The sequence below is a fragment of the Marisediminitalea lipolytica genome, assembly GCF_001758465.1.
Taxonomy (GTDB): Bacteria; Pseudomonadota; Gammaproteobacteria; order Enterobacterales; family Alteromonadaceae; genus Alteromonas; species Alteromonas lipolytica.
Genome location: NZ_MJIC01000016.1, coordinates 229,280 through 250,813, shown reverse-complemented (window position 1 = coordinate 250,813; position 21,534 = coordinate 229,280). Strand labels below are relative to the sequence as shown.

Genomic DNA, 21,534 nt, shown 5'->3' with positions numbered 1-21,534 from the left:
GTCTCCTTTAACTTATTGTTGATAGTTTCGGGCACCAAAAATGGCGGTGCCTATGCGCACCATGGTAGAACCATGGGCAATTGCCTGTTGCATGTCGCCACTCATTCCTACCGAGAGCGTATCAACAGTGTCAACCTGCGACGCCAGTTCGGTATACAACGACGCCAGCGTGGCCAGCGTCTGGTGCTGTGCTTCAGGCGTGACGCCAGTCGCAGGAATAGCCATCAGCCCGCGTAATGATAAGCGGGGTAAATGACGTATTTCTTGCACCAGCGCCGGTAGTTCGGCCGGTATAATGCCGGATTTTGTTTCTTCCTGCTCAATATTGAGCTGAATACACACATTTAACGGCGGCAGGTCATCCGGGCGCTGGTCATTTAACCGTTTGGCAATTTTCAGACGGTCGATGGTTTGCACCCAGTCAAAATGCTCTGCCACTATTTTAGTCTTATTTGATTGTATGGGGCCAATCATGTGCCATTCAATGTCTGACAGGTGTTTAAGGGTCTGAATTTTATCGACACCCTCCTGGATGTAGTTTTCGCCAAACAATCGTTGTCCCGCTTCATACGCAAGCTCAATATCCGATACGGGTTTGGTCTTGCTTACGGCCAGCAATCGGACAGAATGGGGCGGACGGTTAGCAGACGCAGTGGCTTTATCGATTTCTTGACGTGCGTTTATCAGTCGATCTGCTATTGTTTGCATTAATACAACTCACCTACAGGTTATGGAGAAGTCAGGCTGTGGATATTACCGAACTTTTAGCATTTAGTGTTAAGAATAACGCATCAGACCTTCACTTGTCCGCAGGCCTTCCGCCGATTATTCGGGTGGACGGCGAAATGCGTCGGTTAAATGTTGACCCTCTTGATCATAAACAGGTTCATGCCCTGGTTTATGAAATCATGAACGACAAGCAACGTAAGGAATACGAGGAAAACCTCGAAACCGATTTTTCCTTTGAGGTAAAAGACCTGTCTCGTTTCCGGGTTAACGCCTTTGTGCAAAACCGCGGTGCGGCGGCGGTGTTGCGGACCATTCCCAGTAAAGTGCTGACCCTGGACGACCTCGGGGCCCCGCAAATCTTTAAGGAAATCATTAATCAGCCCACCGGAATTGTGCTGGTAACAGGGGCTACCGGTTCGGGTAAGAGTACCACCCTGGCGGCGATGATAGATCATATCAACAGCCACAAGCGTGAGCATATTCTGACAATCGAAGACCCGATTGAATTTGTCCACGACAACAAACTCAGCGTACTAAACCAACGGGAAGTGCATCGGGATACCCATAGCTTCTCTAATGCCTTGCGTTCGGCACTGCGTGAAGACCCGGACGTGATTCTGGTGGGGGAATTACGGGATTTGGAAACCATTCGTCTGGCCATTTCTGCGGCCGAAACCGGACACCTGGTATTTGGCACCCTGCATACCAATTCTGCGCCAAAAACCATCGACCGTATTATCGATGTGTTCCCCGCCGAAGAAAAAGCCATGGTGCGTTCCATGCTGTCGGAATCATTGCGTGCGGTTATCTCGCAAACCCTGTTGAAAAAGATTGGTGGCGGTCGGGTGGCAGCGCACGAAATTATGATTGGTATTCCGGCTATTCGAAACCTTATCCGTGAAGACAAAGTGCCGCAAATGTATTCGGTCATTCAAACGGGCCAGGCCCACGGTATGCAAACCATGGATCAGTGTTTACAAAGGCTGGTGGCGACCGGCGTGATTACCCAGCAGGACGCCATGGCGAAAATGATTGATAAGCAACAACGTCCGGGCTTTTAAGGAGTTATTTTATGCTTGATCAGCTGTTACAAAATATGGTGGATAAAGATGCCTCGGATTTGTTTGTGACATCGGGTTTTGCGGTCAGTGCCAAAATAAACGGTAAACTGACACCACTGATGGAATCAAAGTTATCTGATCAGGCGGCGCTGGATCTGGTTCATGAAGCAATGAACGAGAAGCAGCGCGAAGAGTTTCATACCACCAAAGAATGTAACTTTGCTATCGCTCGCGATGGTATTGGTCGTTTTCGTTGCAGCGCTTTTTGGCAGCGTGATCAGGCCGGTATGGTCATTCGTCGAATCGTGACGCAAATCCCTAACGCTGAAGATCTGGGTTTGCCGTCGGTATTAAAAGACATCATCATGTCCAAACGGGGGCTGGTACTGTTTGTCGGGGGCACCGGCACCGGTAAATCGACTTCCCTTGCAGCCCTGATTGGTCATCGGAACACCAACTCTCACGGCCATATCCTGACCATTGAAGATCCCATTGAATTTGTTCACGAACATAAAAATTGCGTGGTAACCCAGCGCGAGGTGGGTATTGATACCCAGTCTTTTGACGACGCGCTGAAAAGCTCGTTACGTCAGGCGCCGGATGTCATCCTGATTGGTGAGATCCGCTCCATGGAAACCATGGAATATGCCATGTCGTTTGCCGATACCGGGCATTTATGTGTGGCAACCCTGCACGCAAACAACGCCAACCAGGCCATTGAACGGATCATGCACCTGGCGCCTAAAGACCAGCACGATAAACTTCGCTTTGATCTGAGTTTAAACATTCGCGCCATTGTTGCTCAGCAGCTCGTGCCTACCGTGGATGGCAAAGGCCGGGTCGCTGCTATCGAAATATTGCTTAATTCACCGCTCATTCGTGACCTGATTCAGCGTAACGAGATTGGCAGCCTGAAAGAAGCAATGCAAAAAGGTAAAGAGCAGGGTATGCAAACTTTTGATATGGCCTTGTTTGATTTGTACAAAGCGGGCCAGATTAATCTTGAGCAGGCGCTGCATCATGCTGACTCGCCAAACGACCTGCGCCTGATGATCAAGCTTGATGACAATAACGCCGAAAGCGATGGACTGGGCTCGCTGTCTGGTGTGTCCATTGATATGGACTAAGCATTGATTCGCTATAAATCGGGATTAACGCCCTTTATTATTCAGCAGTATTACGATGCCCTGACCACCCAGGGCATCCGCTGCCTGGTGCGTAATCAGTTTATCAGTGGCGCGCTGGGCGAGCTGCCAGCCCAGGACATTGAGCCGGAACTATGGTTGCTTAACGCTGAAGATATCGTGTTTGCCGAAGCAGTCTTACAGTCTCTCAAGGAAGACTGCGCAACCCGGGCCTGGGTGTGTTCGGCCTGTGAAGAACCGCAGGAAGCGGAGTTTAATTTGTGCTGGAATTGCCTGTCGCCCAAGCGTTAGCTGGAAATTTTTAATCCAATGGGTCACTCTGTTGTGCTTATTCGGCTAATATCCCGTATATTGATGCCATTAAAACAGAAACTGCCGCCTGTATAATTTTTAATGAAAAAGCTGAAACGCTATCAATACGAGCGATATGCCATTCTTTGCCAGCTCGCTTATCCCGACGCTGCGGCTAATTATCAAAAGGTGCTCAAGCCTTTTCATGAGCGCCTGCTGGTGGACAAATACGGTCGCATGAGCGTTCGTATTTTGTGGATGGAAAACAAAAAAGAGGTCATCGTAGTGTTCCGCGGGTCGTTAGGCTTGAGGGACTGGCTGGCTAACATGGTTTTTGTACCAGCCAGGATAAAGCAGGTGGACCGCCACTTCTACGTCCACTGGGGGTTTAAGCGTTTGCTAAATCAGCCCATGTTTTCCAGTACTAAAACCATTAACGAAGCGCTTCCGCTTCGAGAATTACTGGTCAAGGTGCTCGAGCCGCTTCGCCAGCAGGGCAAGCGTTTTACTTTTACCGGCCATTCATCGGGTGGTGCGGTGGCCGTTTTAATGGCTGACTACTTTGAGCGTCTCGAAGCTAAGGCCGTTAAGCGAGTGGTCACTTTCGGTCAGCCAGCGGTAGCAACTCGCTCGTGGCATAAACACTATTTACTGCATAATAAAACCTATCGCATTTGTTGCGATCTGGATATGGTGACCTTTATGCCGCCGTTCCCCTATTATTTTTGGCATGTGGGAAAAATGTTGTGGCTGCATGATGATCAGATTTACGAAAATACCCCCACCCATGAGCGGTTTCTTAAGTCGCTACACAGCTGGTTGTTGCGCCCCATTACCTACCATTACATGCGCAAATACATCAGAAACAAAACCTTGTTTGACGAGCATTAAACCTTGCTGGTTAGCATAGTTATTCTTACTTAGAGGCTGGTGATTTTATTACCACGGTTTGCGCCAGTTTGTCGTGCCAGCCTTGTTTACGTTTATCCACGCCAACCCAGATAATGCCCAGAAACAAAGGCAACATGGCCAGGTAGTAGCCCACGTAACGGATTAAAAACTGCTTCGGAGTGGGTTTTTCACCGGTGTTAGCGTCCACAATGGTGGTGTGGGTAAGCAGTTTGCCAGGGGTTGCAGACTTATAAATCCAAAACAACATGATTGCGACAGCAGGGAATAAATAGTTAAGCAATGCGCCGCTAAGTCCGCCGGAAACAAATAGTGCAGATACAATACTGATGTCATAGATAGCTGCCACGGCGGGCAGAATAACAAGTAATAATAATATCGAATCGATGATTGCTGCGCCGGTGCGGATCCAAAATCCGGCATAGGTAACCTGGGTCATCGTGTTAATCCTTTTCGATGAAGTTGATTTACACGATACAATGGCGTTTAAAAGCAGGCAATCGCAGAGTAGATAAATGGCCGTGATAAAAGAGCAGTAACGGCCAGGCTACTGCACCATAAAAGATTGACCCAAGGGATTATCAGGCTAACGCTCAGGTTGGCTGATGATCCGGTTTTTCAGCTTATCCAGACTGTATTTATCCTTAATGCTCATGATAAGCGCGGCAATACTGAGTAACAAAATACTGCCTGATTCGTAAATCAGAACGATTTTGTCCAGTTCTTTGCTTTGTAAAATAATCATTCGGCTCAACGCTGTCATTGCGATAATCAGTGGCAGGGTAACCGGAATACGGTTGCTGTTGTAATAGGCCGCCAGCATGCCCATGACTTCTGCATAAATGAACAACAACAGTAAATCAGAAAGCTCCACGGTGCGGTGCTTAATCATATGCATAATTTCGGCACCAACGGCTACCAGCGTTGCCAGCATGATCAGGATTAAGAGGACTTTTTCTATTTGCTCAATGAACTTGGACATGGACACAGTGATTCCCTTTTCGTTGGAATTTTCATCAGTCTGCGATATGTCGAGGGAATTGGCTATAACTATTTAGTATGAATTTTATAGTGCTAATTGATTGAGTGAATTTCTGGGGCAGGGGAGCTCAATTAATCCCACTGGCTCTCAAACCAACTGGTAAAAATCAGGCAAGCAGATACGCTATCTACCTTGCCTTTGGTGAGTTTTTTATAACCGCCTAATTCAAAAAGGGTTGCTCGCGCGTCGGCAGTACTCAAACGTTCATCCCAGGTCTTCACCGGCGTTTTAAACCGTCCGTGAAGACGATTCGCAAAGGTCTGGGCCCGCTCGGTCATGGTTTGTGTTGTGCCGTCCATATTAAGAGGCAGGCCCACTACGACGATATGGGGTTGCCATTCATCATAGATTTTTTGAATCTGATTCCAGTCTGGTATTCCGTCACGAGCTTTTAGGGCCTCGAGGGGAGCAGCGGTGCCCGTGACTTCCTGACCAACAGCAACACCTATGCTCTTGGTGCCAAAATCAAAAGCCAGTACCGTACGCTGGCCAGCCTCAGGCATGGCCAACCTCTGGCGCAATCTGCCAGACATCCACGCCCAGACTGTTAACCGCCAACTGCCAGCGCTGATGGATAGGCGTTTCAAATAAGATTTTCGGGTCGGCTTCGATAGTCAGCCAGGAGTTCTGCTGAATTTCCTGTTCTAACTGTCCCGCGCTCCAGCCTGCATAACCTAAGGTAATGATCGCCTGGTCCGGACCGCGATGATTCCCCAGGGCACTGAGAATATCTTTTGACGTAGTGACCATGATTTCTGATGTGAGGTTGAGACTGGAGCTCCAACCGGGCTGCGGGCTATGTAAAATAAAGCCGCGCTCCTGACTTACCGGGCCCCCAGCCAGCACGATTTGCTGACCTTTTTCGTCATCGACTTCAGCATCCTTGTCGGCCTGTTCCAGCAACTCTCTTAAGGTCATGTTGGTGGGTTGATTTACTACCAGCCCCATTGCGCCTTCATCATTGTGCTCACAGATGTAGGTCAGACTACGGGAAAAAAACGGGTCTTCCATGGACGGCATTGCAATCAAAAAGTGATTTGCCAGACTTTTTAGTTCTGTCATGTTCTCTACCTCACTAGGTCGACTATCTCAGCTAAGCGCGTACGCGTCAGTTAAGTTTAGCTTCTATGGCGTCAAATAACTCGCCCATAATGTTTATATCGTACTCGCGCTCGATTTCTCTAACACAAGTTGGGCTGGTAACGTTTATTTCGGTAATACGATCGCCAATTACATCCAGGCCAACAAACATCAATCCACGCTCTACCAGCACCGGAGCAATGGTTTCTGCCAGCGCACGGTCGCTGTCACTGATCGGCTGTGGACGCCCGGTGCCGCCGGCGGCCAGATTTCCCCGGGTTTCTCCCGCAGAAGGTAACCGCGCCAGACAATAAGGCATCACTTTGCCATTAACAATCAGCACCCGCTTATCGCCGTCTTTAATGGCCGGCAAATAGGCCTGTACCATCATCTGCCGCTGGCCATTGTTCGTCAACGTTTCAATGATCACACCCAGGTTATTCCCGTCTTCTTTAACCCGAAAGATAGACGCACCGCCCATACCATCGAGAGGCTTACAGATAACGTCCTGATGTTTGGCATGAAATGCTCTCACCAGCTGCGCGTTACGGGTTACCAGGGTATCGGGGATAAGCTCAGGGAAATAAGCAGTAAATAACTTCTCGTTAAAATCCCGCAGACTCTGTGGTTTGTTGACCACCAGAGCGCCGGCTTTTTCAGCCAAATCCAGAATGTGAGTGGCGTACAGAAACTCGCTGTCGAAGGGTGGGTCCTTGCGCATCAGGATAACGTCGAGGTCACCCAGCAAATACTGCTGTTGCTCGCCCAACTGATAAAAATCCTTTGCCTGATCGGTGACAGAGACGGTTTGTCCTATAGCTTTTGGCACACCGTTATCGATGTATAAATCTTTTAATTCCAGATAAACCAGCGTAGCACCGCGTCTCTGGGCCTCCAGCATCATGGCAAAACTGGTGTCTTTTTCGGGTTTTATCTTGGCAATGGGGTCCATTACCACGCCAACGGTATAGGTCATAGCGCACTCTCTTTAATCATGTAGGAAGAAAAATGGAGGCCGAAACCGTTTAATTCAAGTCATTAAACGGTTAATAGTCGTATTTTTTGGCAACTTACGGGTCTGTCCGGGGTAATTATAAATCGCCAAAGGTGGCCTGTAATACAGACAGACCGGAAATTGCCGCAGTTTCTGTCCGTAATATTCGGGGCCCCAAAGAGCAGGCGGTGAAGCCGGCTTCCTGTGATTGATGAACCTCGGCGTCTGACAGGCCGCCTTCGGGGCCAACCAGAACGCGAAAACCGGCCGGATTAGCACTCAGCTGTGATAACCGCTGCTGGCTGCCAGGAGCAAATACCAGGCGGGTCTGACGCGTGGAGTCTGCCAGCCAGTCTTTAAGTGAGGTCACCGGTTTTAACTCGGGTAAAGTATTGCGCCCACACTGTTCGCACGCACCCTGAATAATTTTTTGCCATTGAGCGATTTTTTTCTGCCAGCGGGCGTCGTCGAGCTTGACCGGGCAACGCTCGGTGATTAACGGTGTGATGGTGGTGGCGCCCAGCTCGGTGGCTTTTTGCAACACGATATCCATGCGGTCGCCTTTGGAAACGCCCTGACCCAGATGTAATGGGAGGGCTGACTGGGGATCTATAGCCAGTCGGGAATCAATTTCTATTACTACCTGACGTCGTTGGGCCAGTATGATAGTTGCCGGATACTCGTTACCGTCACCATTAAATAACACTACCGGATGGCCGCTTTTTAGCCGCAAAACATTGGCAACATGATGGGCTGCTTCTGCGGTTAGGGTCAGTTCACTGTCGACGGTAATGGTATCTGGATGAAATAAGCGGGGGATGCGCATAACGACTATCTTAGCAAAGAGAAAACGGTCGTTAGTGTAGCTTTCATCAGGTGGTTAGTTCAACCGATGATTACTGAATCTGAAGGCGCTGCGTATACCCTTAAGATAAAACACAGCACCTCACTTGTTTATTTTGAAGCAAAAGTATTGATGGACTGGGCATGGTTTACCGCCATCGTCTTGTTCCGACGGGCGTGAACCGTATGTTTACCTTTATCCCCTTTAAGGGCGTAACCAAGAATCAATAACACAACAGCAAATAAACAACTAAGTAGTAACATTTTCTATTCCTTAAAAAATTTCTACTGGTGGTAAGCAGTTTTAACACTATGCCAAATCAGTACAGAGTATTAAGCATACTTACGAATACTTCTGAATGGCCTAAAATACCTTTTTAGGCGCGCAACCGGGACGGCTCAAAATTGCGCGCTAAAAAATATAATCCTTTACTGCGCTCAATACCAGTAAAAAGCAGGTGGTAAACCGACCTTTTTTAAAAATTCAATGGCAATCAGTTGATTAGCAAAATAAGCATAGAAACCATTGCTGACATCATAATAAGCGGGTGTGACAACTTAATGAATTTTTAACTCCGAACAGCAATTCTGTTGCGTCGTTTGCGGTATGACTGGTAACTTATCAACACAATAAATACTAAAGGAATAAAAATATGTTTAGCCAAGAAGATATTGAAATGTATATCAATACCTACGCGATTCCGTGGGGTATTAACATCGTAATGGCAATTGTCATTTTTATCGTGGGCCGAATCGTCGTTAGCTTACTGCTGTCGATTTTCCGTCGTGTGATGGCGAAATCCAAGTACGATGAAATGCTGATAAATTTTGTTGAGTCTATTTTATCGGCCGTACTAATGTTGTTTGTTATTGTGGCATCACTGGATCAGTTACAGGTAGACACGACTTCACTGGTTGCTATTGTAGGTGCTGCCGGCCTGGCCATCGGTTTATCTCTGCAGGATTCACTGAAAAACTTTGCTGCAGGCGTAATGCTGCTGGTCTTTAAACCATTTACCAAAGGTAACTATGTACAGGCTGCTGGCACGGAAGGCACGGTGCAGAATATTGGTATTTTCACGACTACAATGACGTCACTGGACAATAAAGAAATCATTATTCCTAACGGTAAAATTTATAGTGATAACATCGTAAACTTCTCCGCCAAAGATACCCGTCGTTGCGATATGACCTTTGGTATTGGCTACGACGATGACTTGCTTAAAGCCAAGCGAATTTTGCGTGAGCTGGTGGATGCAGAAGAACGCATCTTAAAAGAGCCGGAATGTCTGATTGGCGTTGCCGAACTGGGTGACAGCTCAGTTAATTTTACTGTTCGTCCCTGGGTTAAGGCCTCAGATAATCTGCCGGTTAGACTGGCGTTTACCGAAGCAGTAAAGCTGCGTTTTGACGAAGAAGGCATCAGCATCCCTTATCCACAAATGGATGTGCATTTCTTCAAAGAAGCGGATAACACCGAGAAAAAAGACTAATCGTCAATCGGAAACAAAAAACGGCTCATAAAAGAGCCGTTTTTTTTGCCTGCGGATTAAGGTCGGCAAGCTGGTTTGTTAGGCGCGGCCTGGTAGTCGGCCAACGCTGCATCCATATTGGCTTGCAGGTTGTTAATACGACTGTCCGGCGCCGGGTGAGTAGACAGGATTTCCATTGGACGGTCACCACCGCTGGCAGCTTCCATATTACGCCATAAAGCCACCGACTGGCGTGGATCAAACCCCGCTTTTGCCATCAGTTGTAAACCAATGACATCAGCCTCAGACTCATGGGAGCGGCTGAAAGGCAGTTGTACGCCCAGCTGTAAACCTACGCCCAGCGCGCCCATAATTTCAGCATTATAAGGCACCTGATTTGAGGCTAACACCTGATTGACCACCTGTGAACCGGTTTGAATAAGGGTCGACTGAGACATCCGTTCGTTACCGTGCTGGGCGATGACGTGGCCAATTTCATGGCCAATTACCGCGGCCAGCTGATGTTCGTTTGTGGCTACATTGAGCAGGCCGGTGTAAACGCCAATTTTACCACCGGGTAAGGCAAAAGCATTTACCTGTTCATCATTAAACACCACCACTTCCCAGTCGCCGGAATAAACGCCTGCGGGTACATAGGGCAGTAATGCATCGGCTACGCACTGAACATACTGATTTTGCGCGGGCTGTTTTGACACCGGCGTTTCACTTTTCATGCCGTCAAAAGCCTGCGCGCCCATTTCATCCAATTGACTGCTACTAAACAATAACAATTGATTGCGTCCTGTCGGTGAGGTTGCACAACCCACTACCGCGCTCGCGGCGAGCGTCATTGCCATAACGTAAGCTGAAAACTTCATGGTACTGATTCCTTTTTCCTTTTTACCAGCAAATTAGTCTGATGGGATTCATCTATTTGTCATCCCAAAGACATGAAAGCGTCATTTGATTTTTCTACGCTCACTAGTTTACACAAGATTAACACCCTGAATTGCTTACTTTTCAGATCGGTGAGCGTCTTTTGCTAAGCATACTTCAATTAACTGTAAGAAAGGAAATGCAATGAGAGCGTCAATGTTTAAAACGAGTCTTCTGGCCTTAAGTATCGCTGGTCTGCTAACCGGGTGTAGCCTGGACGGTGATGATGGCGCTGATGGTCTGGATGGTGCACAGGGCCCACAAGGTGAAACCGGCGCGGCCGGTGCCGATGCCGTAAGCGGTGTAGAGCTTGCCATTATTGGTCGTGGTTCACTGGAAGCGGAAGGCGCGGCTGAAATCGTGCAGTTTGATGTTGCAACCGGCACTATCTATGTGACTAACAGTGACGCCAACACCGTGGCTCTCGTTGACATTAACGATCTGACTAACACACCACTGGATAGTCCTGTTACGGATCTGAATCTGACGGTTGGTAGCGAAGTGACATTACCCGCTGATGTTAACGGGGTGGCGTTAGACGGCCTCACCAGCATTGCGTTGTCCGGTGATTTACTGGCCGTTGCTGTACCAGCAGATGCCAAGGCAGACAATGGCTACGTGCTGTTTTACAGTAATGTTTCAGGCATTGCACCCACATTCCTCAAAGCCGTAGAAGTGGGCAATCTGCCGGATATGGTGACCTTTACGCCGGATGGCAGCAAAGTGTTAGTGGCCAACGAGGGCGAACCAGGTGGTGACTATACCATAGATCCGGAAGGTTCAGTGGCTGTGATCGCCGTTACTGATGGCGTACCAGCCGATAGTGCAACGCTGCTGGACTTTACCGCGTTTAATGCGCAAAAGGCCGAACTGATGGCAATGGGCATGCATTTCCCCAATCCGGCAGGGCGTACAATTAACGGTACCCTAATCAGCACTTCTGTGGCTCAGGATCTGGAGCCTGAGTACATCACCGCCAGCAATGATATGGCTTATGTTACTTTGCAGGAAAATAATGGCGTCGCCGTCATTGATCTGAATACCATGGAAATGAGCGTGGTGGGTTTAGGCTTTAAAGACTGGGCCGGCTTAAACATTGACGCAGAAGAAGATGGTGCTGTGAGCTTCGGCCAGTACGAAGGCCTTTATGGTGTCTATATGCCTGACACCATTGCCATGTTTAGCTGGAAAGGGGCTGATTTCCTGCTCACAGCTAACGAAGGTGATGCCCGTGAATATTTTATTTCTGACAATATGAGCGAAGCTGATTGCACCGCGGCAGGTGGTCAGGACTGGGACGACGGTGAGTGTCTGGCTTTCACCGAAGAAGTTAAGCTGAAAAAGCTGGATGCCGAACCAGGCTCATTGCTGGAAGCGCTACAAGCCAATGGCGGTGCTGACGACCTGCGTGTGACTAACGCTTTAGGTGATGCCGATGGCAACGGTTTGTACGACGCGGCCTATAGCTATGGCGCTCGTTCTTTCACTATCTGGGATCAAAACGGCCTGGTGGTGTTTGACTCTGGTGATGATTTTGAGCGTATCACCGCTTCTATCTACGGCGCGGCGTTTAATAACGGTGACGATGAAAACGAAGGAGATTCTCGTTCAGAAAATAAAGGCCCAGAACCCGAAGCGCTGACCGTTGGTCAGATTGGCGACCACACTTATGCCTTTATAGGTCTTGAGCGCATGGGCGGTATCTTTGTTTACGACATCTCCAATCCATATGAGGCGTATTTTGTTGAATACATTAATAATCGCGATGTGACTGAAGGCCTTGCCGTGGGTGATGCAATTGGCGATCTGGCTCCAGAAAGCCTGTTGTTTGTTAGCGCTGAAAACAGCCCGACTGGTTCGCCAGTATTAATTGTGGGCAATGAGGTGAGTGGCACGGTTGCGGTTTACTCAATTACCCAAAAGTAATCTGCATTTTTAACCCGATCTCAGCCAGGCCCGACACTTGACCGGGCCCGGCTATTTCCTCTGTCTTTTTTGCTGTTAAGACCAGTTTATTTTATTTTAAATTCGCTCCGTTTTTGCCGTGAAGCGGCCATCACACGTTGTCCCCGCGATAATTCGACTTATTCTTTAGTCTACCTTCAGACTCAACCTTTTCGACTAATCTACTGATTCTAAGATTCTTTTTTTTAACCTGCCTGGAAACCATTCTGGCTGATTAAAAAATGTGCTTGCTAAGCAATATGGACTGCCGTTAATATCACTCTTGTCGCAAATGTCATTAAACAAATAAACGCAACAAAGTGCGCAAAAGTTTTTTTGGCGAAAGTTCGGATTATGGTCATAATTATTTTGTGATGTGTTTGTTTAAGTTTTGTTAAGCAAATGGAGCTTTGCTTTTTGCTATGGGCATTATCTGAGGTAGTTATGGCAGAGTTCGTTAGTTCGTTGAAGCACCCGCTTTCGTTTAAAGGGGGTTGGTTTTGGTCTTTGATACTGGTACTTGTTGCTGCCTGGGTGGCTGCTTACACACAACAAACCGCTGTGTCACTGACTGTTTTATCTGTAGCAGTGATGGCCTCTATAGCCAGAACCGCCCGTGATCAGCAAGAATTGCAATGCGCCGAGCTTTCTCTGGCGGCCGAACTCAAATCAAAAGAACCACCATCGCAAGTGCCGGACCGTATGCGTCGTATTCACGACTCACTGGCAGAGCTGCTGTCGGAATGTGAAGTTAACATCCAGGGTATAAAATCGACGCAGGATGATGCGGTAGAAACCCTGTCCACCGCATTTGCTTCGCTACGTTCATTAGTTGAAGAACAAAACCAGCTGACATTTGCACTGCTGAAAGCAGACGCTGACAGCGACGAAATTTATGCGGTAAAACTTCAGCAGTTCGTTGAAGAAACCGATCAAACGCTGATGTCCTTCATTGATACCAGCGAACAAATGAGTACCTCTACCCAGTCACTGATGGCTCAGGTCAATAATATTTGCGAAGCCATGCCAACGGTACAAAAAGCGCTGAGCGATATTGATGCGATTTCTTCGCAAACCAACCTGCTGGCCCTCAATGCCGCCATCGAAGCCGCCCGTGCCGGTGACGCCGGACGTGGGTTCGCCGTGGTTGCTGATGAAGTACGCAAGCTTTCCACGCGCTCAACCGAATTTAGCGGCGTGATCACCCATCAGATGGGGATGATTGGCGACCTGATTATCAAACTTGAAAAAGAAGCGCGTTTCGTTGCTGAGATGGACGTTAGTAACGTCATCAGCAAAAAAGACAACATCAAAGCACAACTGCTGAGTATTGCCGAGAAAGCCCATAACGACATGGCCATTACGGCCCAGTTGGAAAGCCTCAACGGTCAGTTTTCAAGCACCATTGGCGATGCAATACGGGGTATGCAGTTTGGTGACATTAACGGTCAGAACCTGTCCCACACTGGCGGCATCATCTCCATGGTTAAAGATCAGCTGACAACCCATGACATGGCTCACATCGAAGCTCAGATTGAAGATTATCAGGGACAGTTGATAGCAAAAGGCCAGCTGGATCACAACCCGGTATCGGCGACCTCAATGGAAGCCGGTGACGTGGAACTGTTTTAGTAAGTGTAGAGATAAGTAGGACTACCCATGAGTAAAAACATTTTAGTCGTCGATGATTCAGTTTCTATTCGCCAGATGGTTGAGGCAACGTTGAAAGCAGCGCAATACAACGTAACCACTGCTGAAGATGGCCAGGATGCACTGAGCAAATGTGGTGCAGGTCAGTTCGACTTCGTTCTGACCGACCAGAATATGCCGCGTATGGATGGGCTGTCGCTTATCAAGGCATTACGGGCTAAAGCCCAGTTCAGCAAAACCCCTATCGTTGTGCTGACCACAGAATCCAGCGATGACATGAAACAGAAAGGTAAATCAGCAGGCGCGACAGGCTGGATGGTCAAGCCATTTTCGCCGGACGTGTTATTAAACGTACTCAAACGGGTACTGGGCTAACTCCTTAGAGCGGTTGCAGAGGTTAATATGTCTATAGACGTAGAACAGTTCCACGGCGTGTTCTTTGACGAAAGTGAAGAGCATCTGCAGGCAATGGAAGATCTGCTAATGACAATCGATGTGGATGATCCGGATATCGAAGAGCTGAACAGTATCTTCAGAGCGGCGCATTCCATTAAAGGCGGTAGCGGAATCTTTGGTTTCGACGCGTTGACCGGGCTGACCCATGTAATGGAAACGTTGCTGGACAGAGCGCGTAACCAGACCATGGCCCTGGATACTGCTATTGTTGATGTGTTTTTAGAGACTGTTGATACGTTAAAAGCAACCCTGACGGCATATCGCGAACAACAGCCCCTGCCTGATGAGCAGATTGCTGCCGGAATTGAAAAGCTGGAAGCAACCTTAAAGCGCCAGGATGGTCAGGCACAACTCCTGGCGCAGGCCGAGGCAGCCGAAGTCGAAGAAGATGAGGGTTTTGGCTTTTTTGATGATATACCTGAGCCTGTTGCCGAGGCCGATGGAACATCCACAGATGCATTATTTGGTGACCTTGCCTTCGGTGCCACTGAGGCAGAAGATTCTGCAAGTTCGGCAGCGGTTAAAGCTGATGAAGAAGACGACGGCTTTGGCTTCTTTACCGATATTCCTGCGCCAGAAGCGAAAAAAGACGACGCAGAGGAAGACGGATTCGGGTTCTTTGTCGATTTACCAGAACCCGCTAAGACGGCGCCGGTTAACGTTACCCCGATTAAAAGTGCAGCGCAAAAGCCGGCGGCAAAAAACAACAACAGCCAGAGTAAAGAGTCCGGCTCGATCCGCGTAGATACCGGCAAAATTGATGGCATGGTGAATCTGGTGGGGGAGCTGGTTATTACCCAGTCCATGTTATCCATGATTGGCCGCGATATCGACGGACAGTCAGGTGAACTGCTGCAAGCCGCCATTGCTGAATTACAACGCAATACCCGCGAGATTCAGGAATCGGTGATGTCGATGCGTATGCTGCCGATTAACATGACCTTTAACCGTTTTCCCCGGGTTGTCCGTGACCTGTCACAAAAACTGGGCAAGCAGGTAAAACTGGTTATTGAGGGCGGTGCCACCGAAATCGACAAGAGTCTGATTGAAAAGTTAGTGGATCCTCTGACTCACCTGGTTCGCAACAGTATCGACCACGGTATCGAGTCACCCCAAACCCGGGCTGAGGCTGGTAAGCCTGCATCAGGTACGGTGATTCTCAGTGCCGAGCAAAAAGGCAGCAGTATTATCATTAGTATCAGTGATGATGGTGCCGGGCTTAGCCGTGAACGCATTATGGATAAAGCACTGCAAAATGGCCTGCCGGTTTCACTGGACATGCCTGACAGCGAAGTATGGCAACTGATTTTCCAACCGGGTTTCTCTACCGCCGCCGAGGTGACTGACGTTTCTGGTCGTGGGGTGGGAATGGACGTAGTGCGTCGTAACATCGAGTCCATCGGCGGGCGCATCGAAATCGAATCAAACCTGGGACGGGGCTCGTCATTCAGCATTCACCTGCCGCTGACCCTGGCTATTGTCGATGGCATGTGTGTCACCGTGGGCAAACAAATCTTTGTTATGCCGCTGCTGAACATCATCGAATCATTCCAGCCCAAGCCAGAGCAAATCCAGACCATCGGCAACGACAACGTGTTGTGGATCCGCGATGAATACTGGCCGCTGTTGCCACTGCACCAAATGATGCAGGTTGATGACGCGATTCAGGAGCCCACCGAGAGCATCATTGTATTGCTGGAAAGCGGTAAAAATCGTCTGGGTGTGCAAGTGGATGCGCTGATGGGTCAGCAGCAAGTGGTAATTAAGAGTTTAGAAAAGCATTACAAAAAGGTCGCAGGCGTAGCCGGCGCAACCATCATGGGCGATGGCAAGGTGGCATTAATTATCGATGTCGATTCCATGGCTCAATCCTGCCAGTTAAACATTAAACAAGAGGTGTGTGCATGAGCGATTCAACCTTACAGCAATCACCCGTGGCATCCAACGAAAAGGAATTTTTAAGTTTTGTGTTAGGCAAGGAGCACTATGCACTGGATATCACGACCGTAAAAGAAATACGAGGCTACGAGGCGGCAACCAAAATTGCCAATGCGCCGGCCTTTATCAAGGGCGTTCTCAACCTGCGCGGCGACATCGTGCCGATTGTGGATTTACGCCTCAAGTTCAACGTGGGTGAAGCCACTTATAACGAATTTACCATCGTCATCATGTTGCATGTGCATGAACGCATCGTCGGTGTGGTGGTTGATGGTGTTTCAGACGTGGTGCGTCTGACTGAAGATGATATTTTGCCGCCGCCTGAGTTTGGTGTGGCATTCGACAGTCAGTACCTGCTCGGTCTTTCTGAGGTGGATGACACTATGGTCATTCTGGTCAACATCGAAAAACTGATCACCAGTGATGCTTTAGCTCTGGTCGATCCTAACCAAAACATGTCCCTGGCTGGCTAGCGGTCAGACAGGCTTAAGTAATTACGTGTTGCGGGTTGACCAGGTGGGTGACCGCATGCAATTAAAATATTGTGGAGTTAAATCATGGGTGTATTAAACATTTTCAATCAAGACGCACTGAAGAAAGCACAGCAGCAGGCGCTGATACAAAACAAGGCATTGGATGCCAGTTCTTCATTTTTAATGGTACTGAACAGTGAAGGCATTATTACCTACACCAACCCGGCGCTGCGTAATCTGTTCAGACTGCATCAGGCTCAGTTACAAACCAACCAGGGGCAATGGCAGGCAGATTTGCTGGCCGGGCAACACTGCAGTGTGATTAAAGCGGATTTAACTAATCTGCTGGCAACGGCGGGTCAACGACAGTCTGTGCAAATTGGCAGTTACACGCTGGAATTAAATGTAACCGCGGTACAGGGCATTACCGGTCAGATTGATAGCTATGTACTGGAATGGTTTGACGAACAGGAAAACCAACTGGCTTTTGGTAAAATCGCCGCCATGGAGCGTTCTCAGGCGGTGATCGAATTTACCCCTGATGGCACAATTGAGAACGCTAACGAACTGTTTTTAAACGCCATGGGCTATCGCCTTGACGAAATCAAAGGGCAGCATCACAGCATGTTTGTTGACAGTAATTATGCTCGTAGTGGCGAGTATAAGGATTTCTGGCAAAAACTGCGTAATGGCGAATTTCACGCTGGCGAATACTGCCGTTTTGATAAACAGGGCGATGCCATTTGGATCCAGGCCAGCTACAACCCGGTACTGGACAAAAACGGCAAAGTCGCCAAGGTCATTAAGTTTGCTACTGACATTACCGCCGAGAAAATGCGTAATGCCGATTTCAGTGGCCAGCTGGATGCCATTGGAAAGTCGCAGGCCGTCATCGAGTTTGATCTGAACGGCATCATTCTTACCGCCAACGAAAATTTTCTCAATGCCATGGGTTATACGCTGGCCGAAATCAAAGGCCAGCATCACCGTAAGTTTGTTAGCAGTGACTATGCCAACAGCCCCGAATACGCCACTTTCTGGCAAAAGTTGCAAGCGGGTGAGTTCTTTAGCGGCGAATACCAACGCTTTGGTAAAGACAATAAAGAAATTTGGATCCAGGCGAGCTATAACCCCATTATGGATTTAGATGGTAAGCCTTATAAAGTGGTTAAATATGCCTCTGATATTACCGAAGCGAAGCTGAGAAATGCCGACTATGCCGGTCAGTTAGAGGCCATTGGTAAGTCGCAGGCGACCATCGAGTTTACGCCGGACGGGACTATTGTCACAGCCAATGAAAACTTCCTGAACACAGTAGGTTATACGATTGATGAGATCAAAGGTCAGCATCACCGCCTATTTGTTGAAGCCAAAGAACAAAACAGCTCTGCCTATAAATCGTTCTGGAACGATCTGAAGAAGGGTAAGTTTTTCGCTGGTGAATTTAAACGTATCGGCAAAAACGACGAAGAAGTGTGGATCCAGGCTTCATACAACCCTATTTTCGACATGAACGGTAAAGTATTTAAAGTAGTGAAATACGCTACTGACATTACTGCCGAAAAACAAAAGAATGCGTATTTTGAAGGTCAGCTGGACGCCATCAGTAAGTCTCAGGCGGTTATCGAGTTTGATTTGAACGGGGTGATCTTAAACGCTAATGAAAACTTCTGCGCTACCTTAGGTTATAGTCGCGATGAAATCATGGGTAAACACCACAGCCTGTTTGTCGAAAAAGAGTACAAAAACAGCGCCGATTACACCGCATTCTGGGACAAGCTGAACAAGGGGATTTATGCCTCCGGCGAGTTTAAGCGAATTGCCAAAGGCGGTCGTGAAGTGTTTATTCAGGCCACGTATAACCCGATTATGGATCAAAATGGTAAGCCGTTCCGTGTGGTTAAGTTTGCTACTGATGTTACTGCCCGTACTAAAGCGGTTAACGAAATCAAACACATCATGCATTCCCTGTCGAAAGGCGATCTTAACTGCAGTATCGAACAGGAATTTGAAGGTGACTTTAAAGAACTGGGACAGGCCACGGAGCAGTTCATCAAAGATATGCGTACTACCATTATGGATATCAAGAACGTGATGACTCAGTTAGCCGCGGGTGATCTTACTTGTAGCATTGAGCATGAATTTGAAGGTGATTTCCAGGTGCTGGGTGAAGCCATTAACCAGTTCATCTTTAACATGCGTTCCACCATCGGTGAGATCAACACCGCCGTAGAAACCATTAACACGGCTTCGTCTGAGATTGCATCAGGTAATGCTGATTTATCATCGCGTACTGAGCAGCAAGCATCGAGTCTGGAAGAAACGTCGTCCAGCATGGAAGAGCTCAACGGCACTGTGAAACTGAATGCCGAAAATGCCGAACAGGCCAATGGTCTGGCCGCGCAGGCTTGTGAAGTGGCAGCCCAGGGCGGAGACATGATTCGTCAGGTCGTCACCACCATGTCGTCTATCAACGAGTCGGCCCAGGAAATCTCTGACATTATCGGTGTGATTGATGGTATCGCCTTCCAAACCAATATTCTGGCACTGAATGCCGCAGTTGAAGCCGCTCGCGCCGGTGAGCAGGGTAGAGGATTTGCGGTGGTCGCCAGTGAAGTCAGAACCCTGGCTCAGCGTTCTGCCGAAGCGGCCAAGGATATTAAAGAGTTGATTTCTGACTCGGTCAGCAAAATTACTACCGGTAACGAACTGGTGAATCGTTCAGGTGACACGATGAATGATGTGGTTAATTCGATTAAACGGGTTAACGATATTATGTCTGAAATTGCCGCTGCTTCTGTTCAACAGGCCTCAGGTATTGATGAGGTCAGTAAAGCGGTAGTACAAATGGACGAGATGACCCAGCAAAACGCGGCCCTGGTGGAAGAAGCGGCTGCCGCTGCCGATAGCTTACGTCAGCAAGCCAGTCAGCTGTCTGATCGGGTTTCAAGCTTTAAACTGGATACGTCGGCCGCAGCGCCGGTTGGCTTTGCAGCCCCTATTGCAACACGTACACTTAATGTGCCGCCAGCAGCGAAAAAACTGAATGGTTCTGCACTGAATGGCAGCAAGATGCCGCCTGCCATGCTAAAGCCGTCAGTTTCCTCTGAAGATGATTGGGAGTCGTTCTAAGTATGGGCGCGGTGGCCATACAAAACGAACGGGAGTTTGTTTTTAAACGTGCGGATTTCGATAAGGTCCGCGCTAGCCTGATGCAAAAAGCCGGCATCAGGCTGACCGAAGCTAAGGACGGATTAGTATACAGTCGACTGGCAAAGCGTATTCGTGCGCTTGGCCTGTCGAGCTTCGCAGAATACCTCGACTATGTCGAATCATCCAAAGCGGAACAAGAGCAGTTTATCAATGCCTTAACAACCAACCTGACCTCTTTTTTCCGTGAACCTCATCACTTTGATGCGCTGGCAGACTATCTGCAAGCGCATCCGCAAACCACCACTATCTGGTGTGCAGCGAGCAGTACCGGTGAGGAGCCTTACTCCATTGCCATGGTTGTAGCAGAAGCTTTTGGTTCGTTCAGAACCCCGGTGAAAATTATTGCCTCAGATATTGACAGTAATGTGCTGGCAACCGCAAGAGAGGGTGTTTACCCTTTGAAAAGCATTGAACGGATCTCTCATGTTCGTCGTCAACAGTTTTTCCATCGGGGGCGTGGCGCCAATTCTGACAAGGTTCGGGTAGTTAAAGAGCTACGCGATATGGTGCAGTTTCGCCAGCTCAACCTGCACCAGGCAGACTGGGGTTTTAACCAACCTGTCGATATTGTTTTTTGCCGTAACGTAATGATTTACTTTGATAAAGAAACGCAGTTAAAAGTATTGGCACGGATGGTCAGACTGCTGAAACCGGATGGTTTGTACGTAGCGGGTCATTCAGAAAACTTTAATCATCAAAGTCATCTGGTAACCCCCATCGGTAAAACGTTGTATCGACCGGTTAAAGCAGCAAATGGCGAATGAAGCGCAGAAACTTTATGAGGTGCCAGTACCCTATTTTGACCCCTATTTTCAACGTGCCGCAGTTAAGCTGTTACCCGGGCAATATTACGTAACCACCGGAGAGACAATGCTGGTGACTACTTTGGGATCTTGTGTGGCCGCTTGTGTCAGGGACACCAAAAGCGGCATAGGTGGAATGAACCACTTTATGCTGCCTGCAGTGATCAGGGATGATCAACACACCGTCAAAACCTTTACCAAGTATGGTGTTTATGCCATGCAGACTTTACTGGAAACCATGTACAACATGGGGGCGAATCCGGCCCATTACGAAGCAAAAGTTTTTGGCGGTGGCAAGGTGCTGGATGGTTTTGAGCAGTGTGATGTGGGGTCTCAGAATGCCAGGTTTATCGAGCAGTTTATGGAAACCCACCATATCCCGATAGTCGCGCGGGATTTATATCAGGATTATGCAAGGAAAGTGTATTTTTTACCCCAATCCGGCGAAGTTTGCATGAAACGTATTCGCCGGTTAAACAACACGACTATCATTGACCGGGAAAAGCAGCATCGTTCTTGTCTTTCCCGTCGTGTAGTAGGTTAGTTACACAGAGG

Annotated in this window: 22 protein-coding genes; 13 read left to right on the top strand and 9 right to left on the bottom strand. The window is 48.4% G+C overall.

What is annotated here, in order from left to right:
- Positions 1 to 12: 12 nt before the first annotated feature.
- Positions 13 to 708, bottom strand: coding sequence for a YggS family pyridoxal phosphate-dependent enzyme (locus BFC17_RS19595; RefSeq protein ID WP_070178207.1), 696 nt, complete (start codon positions 706 to 708; stop codon positions 13 to 15).
- 38 nt (positions 709 to 746) lie between these two features.
- Between BFC17_RS19595 and BFC17_RS19590 the strand changes: the two genes are divergently transcribed.
- The 4 genes from BFC17_RS19590 (at position 747) to BFC17_RS19575 (ending at position 4,117) form a co-directional block, all read left to right on the top strand.
- Positions 747 to 1,790, top strand: coding sequence for a type IV pilus twitching motility protein PilT (locus BFC17_RS19590; protein WP_070178206.1), 1,044 nt, complete (start codon positions 747 to 749; stop codon positions 1,788 to 1,790).
- A gap of 11 nt (positions 1,791 to 1,801) precedes the next feature.
- Positions 1,802 to 2,917 (top strand): PilT/PilU family type 4a pilus ATPase, encoded by a 1,116-nt coding sequence (locus BFC17_RS19585; protein WP_070178205.1) that lies wholly within the window; start codon positions 1,802 to 1,804, stop codon positions 2,915 to 2,917.
- Positions 2,918 to 2,920: 3 nt separating this feature from the next.
- Positions 2,921 to 3,226, top strand: a complete 306-nt coding sequence (locus BFC17_RS19580) for a putative signal transducing protein (protein WP_070178204.1) — start codon at positions 2,921 to 2,923, stop codon at positions 3,224 to 3,226.
- Positions 3,227 to 3,328: 102 nt separating this feature from the next.
- Positions 3,329 to 4,117 carry a lipase family protein gene (locus BFC17_RS19575; protein WP_070178203.1) on the top strand — a complete coding sequence of 263 codons (789 nt, stop codon included), beginning with the start codon at positions 3,329 to 3,331 and terminating at the stop codon, positions 4,115 to 4,117.
- A 25-nt stretch (positions 4,118 to 4,142) separates the two neighbouring features.
- Here the strand turns inward: BFC17_RS19575 and BFC17_RS19570 are convergent, their stop codons facing one another.
- The 7 genes from BFC17_RS19570 to BFC17_RS22650 form a co-directional block, all read right to left on the bottom strand.
- A complete protein-coding gene (locus tag BFC17_RS19570; protein WP_083271859.1) occupies positions 4,143 to 4,574 on the bottom strand; it encodes an RDD family protein in 432 nt (143 codons plus the stop codon).
- 147 nt (positions 4,575 to 4,721) lie between these two features.
- Positions 4,722 to 5,117 (bottom strand): phosphate-starvation-inducible PsiE family protein, encoded by a 396-nt coding sequence (locus tag BFC17_RS19565; protein ID WP_070178201.1) that lies wholly within the window; start codon positions 5,115 to 5,117, stop codon positions 4,722 to 4,724.
- A gap of 131 nt (positions 5,118 to 5,248) precedes the next feature.
- Positions 5,249 to 5,680, bottom strand: coding sequence for a Holliday junction resolvase RuvX (gene ruvX / locus BFC17_RS19560; protein WP_070178200.1), 432 nt, complete (start codon positions 5,678 to 5,680; stop codon positions 5,249 to 5,251).
- Positions 5,673 to 6,239 carry a YqgE/AlgH family protein gene (locus BFC17_RS19555; protein ID WP_070178199.1) on the bottom strand — a complete coding sequence of 189 codons (567 nt, stop codon included), beginning with the start codon at positions 6,237 to 6,239 and terminating at the stop codon, positions 5,673 to 5,675. Before BFC17_RS19555 ends, ruvX begins: the two co-directional genes overlap by 8 nt.
- 46 nt (positions 6,240 to 6,285) lie before the next feature.
- On the bottom strand, positions 6,286 to 7,233 hold the full coding sequence (gene gshB / locus BFC17_RS19550) for a glutathione synthase (protein ID WP_070178198.1): 948 nt from the start codon (positions 7,231 to 7,233) through the stop codon (positions 6,286 to 6,288).
- 115 nt (positions 7,234 to 7,348) lie between these two features.
- Complete coding sequence (locus tag BFC17_RS19545) at positions 7,349 to 8,077, bottom strand: 16S rRNA (uracil(1498)-N(3))-methyltransferase (protein ID WP_070178197.1); 729 nt, start codon at positions 8,075 to 8,077, stop codon at positions 7,349 to 7,351.
- Positions 8,078 to 8,205: 128 nt separating this feature from the next.
- Positions 8,206 to 8,358, bottom strand: coding sequence for a hypothetical protein (locus tag BFC17_RS22650; protein WP_175439604.1), 153 nt, complete (start codon positions 8,356 to 8,358; stop codon positions 8,206 to 8,208).
- Positions 8,359 to 8,747: 389 nt separating this feature from the next.
- Between BFC17_RS22650 and BFC17_RS19540 the strand changes: the two genes are divergently transcribed.
- Positions 8,748 to 9,587: a mechanosensitive ion channel family protein gene (locus BFC17_RS19540; protein WP_070178196.1), complete on the top strand. Its 840-nt coding sequence runs from the start codon at positions 8,748 to 8,750 to the stop codon at positions 9,585 to 9,587.
- Positions 9,588 to 9,643: 56 nt separating this feature from the next.
- On the opposite strand, the gene BFC17_RS19535 is transcribed toward BFC17_RS19540, so the two are convergent.
- Positions 9,644 to 10,444, bottom strand: a complete 801-nt coding sequence (locus tag BFC17_RS19535; RefSeq protein WP_070178195.1) for a M48 family metallopeptidase — start codon at positions 10,442 to 10,444, stop codon at positions 9,644 to 9,646.
- A 214-nt stretch (positions 10,445 to 10,658) separates the two neighbouring features.
- Between BFC17_RS19535 and BFC17_RS19530 the strand changes: the two genes are divergently transcribed.
- From BFC17_RS19530 to cheD, 8 genes are all read left to right on the top strand, one after another.
- Complete coding sequence (locus BFC17_RS19530; RefSeq protein ID WP_229680991.1) at positions 10,659 to 12,428, top strand: choice-of-anchor I family protein; 1,770 nt, start codon at positions 10,659 to 10,661, stop codon at positions 12,426 to 12,428.
- 462 nt (positions 12,429 to 12,890) lie between these two features.
- Entirely contained in the window at positions 12,891 to 14,078 is a 1,188-nt protein-coding gene (locus BFC17_RS22970) for a methyl-accepting chemotaxis protein (RefSeq protein ID WP_070178193.1), read from the top strand.
- Between the two features lie 27 nt (positions 14,079 to 14,105).
- On the top strand, positions 14,106 to 14,471 hold the full coding sequence (locus BFC17_RS19520) for a response regulator (protein WP_070178192.1): 366 nt from the start codon (positions 14,106 to 14,108) through the stop codon (positions 14,469 to 14,471).
- A gap of 27 nt (positions 14,472 to 14,498) precedes the next feature.
- Positions 14,499 to 16,460, top strand: coding sequence for a chemotaxis protein CheA (locus BFC17_RS19515; RefSeq protein WP_070178191.1), 1,962 nt, complete (start codon positions 14,499 to 14,501; stop codon positions 16,458 to 16,460).
- Positions 16,457 to 16,963, top strand: coding sequence for a chemotaxis protein CheW (locus tag BFC17_RS19510; protein WP_070178190.1), 507 nt, complete (start codon positions 16,457 to 16,459; stop codon positions 16,961 to 16,963). Before BFC17_RS19515 ends, BFC17_RS19510 begins: the two co-directional genes overlap by 4 nt.
- A gap of 84 nt (positions 16,964 to 17,047) precedes the next feature.
- A complete protein-coding gene (locus BFC17_RS22965) occupies positions 17,048 to 20,095 on the top strand; it encodes a methyl-accepting chemotaxis protein (protein WP_070178189.1) in 3,048 nt (1,015 codons plus the stop codon).
- 2 nt (positions 20,096 to 20,097) lie between these two features.
- Positions 20,098 to 20,940, top strand: coding sequence for a CheR family methyltransferase (locus BFC17_RS19500; protein WP_070178188.1), 843 nt, complete (start codon positions 20,098 to 20,100; stop codon positions 20,938 to 20,940).
- Positions 20,930 to 21,523 carry a chemoreceptor glutamine deamidase CheD gene (gene cheD / locus BFC17_RS19495; RefSeq protein WP_070178187.1) on the top strand — a complete coding sequence of 198 codons (594 nt, stop codon included), beginning with the start codon at positions 20,930 to 20,932 and terminating at the stop codon, positions 21,521 to 21,523. The genes BFC17_RS19500 and cheD overlap by 11 nt, the downstream gene beginning before the upstream one ends.
- Positions 21,524 to 21,534 lie beyond the last annotated feature (11 nt).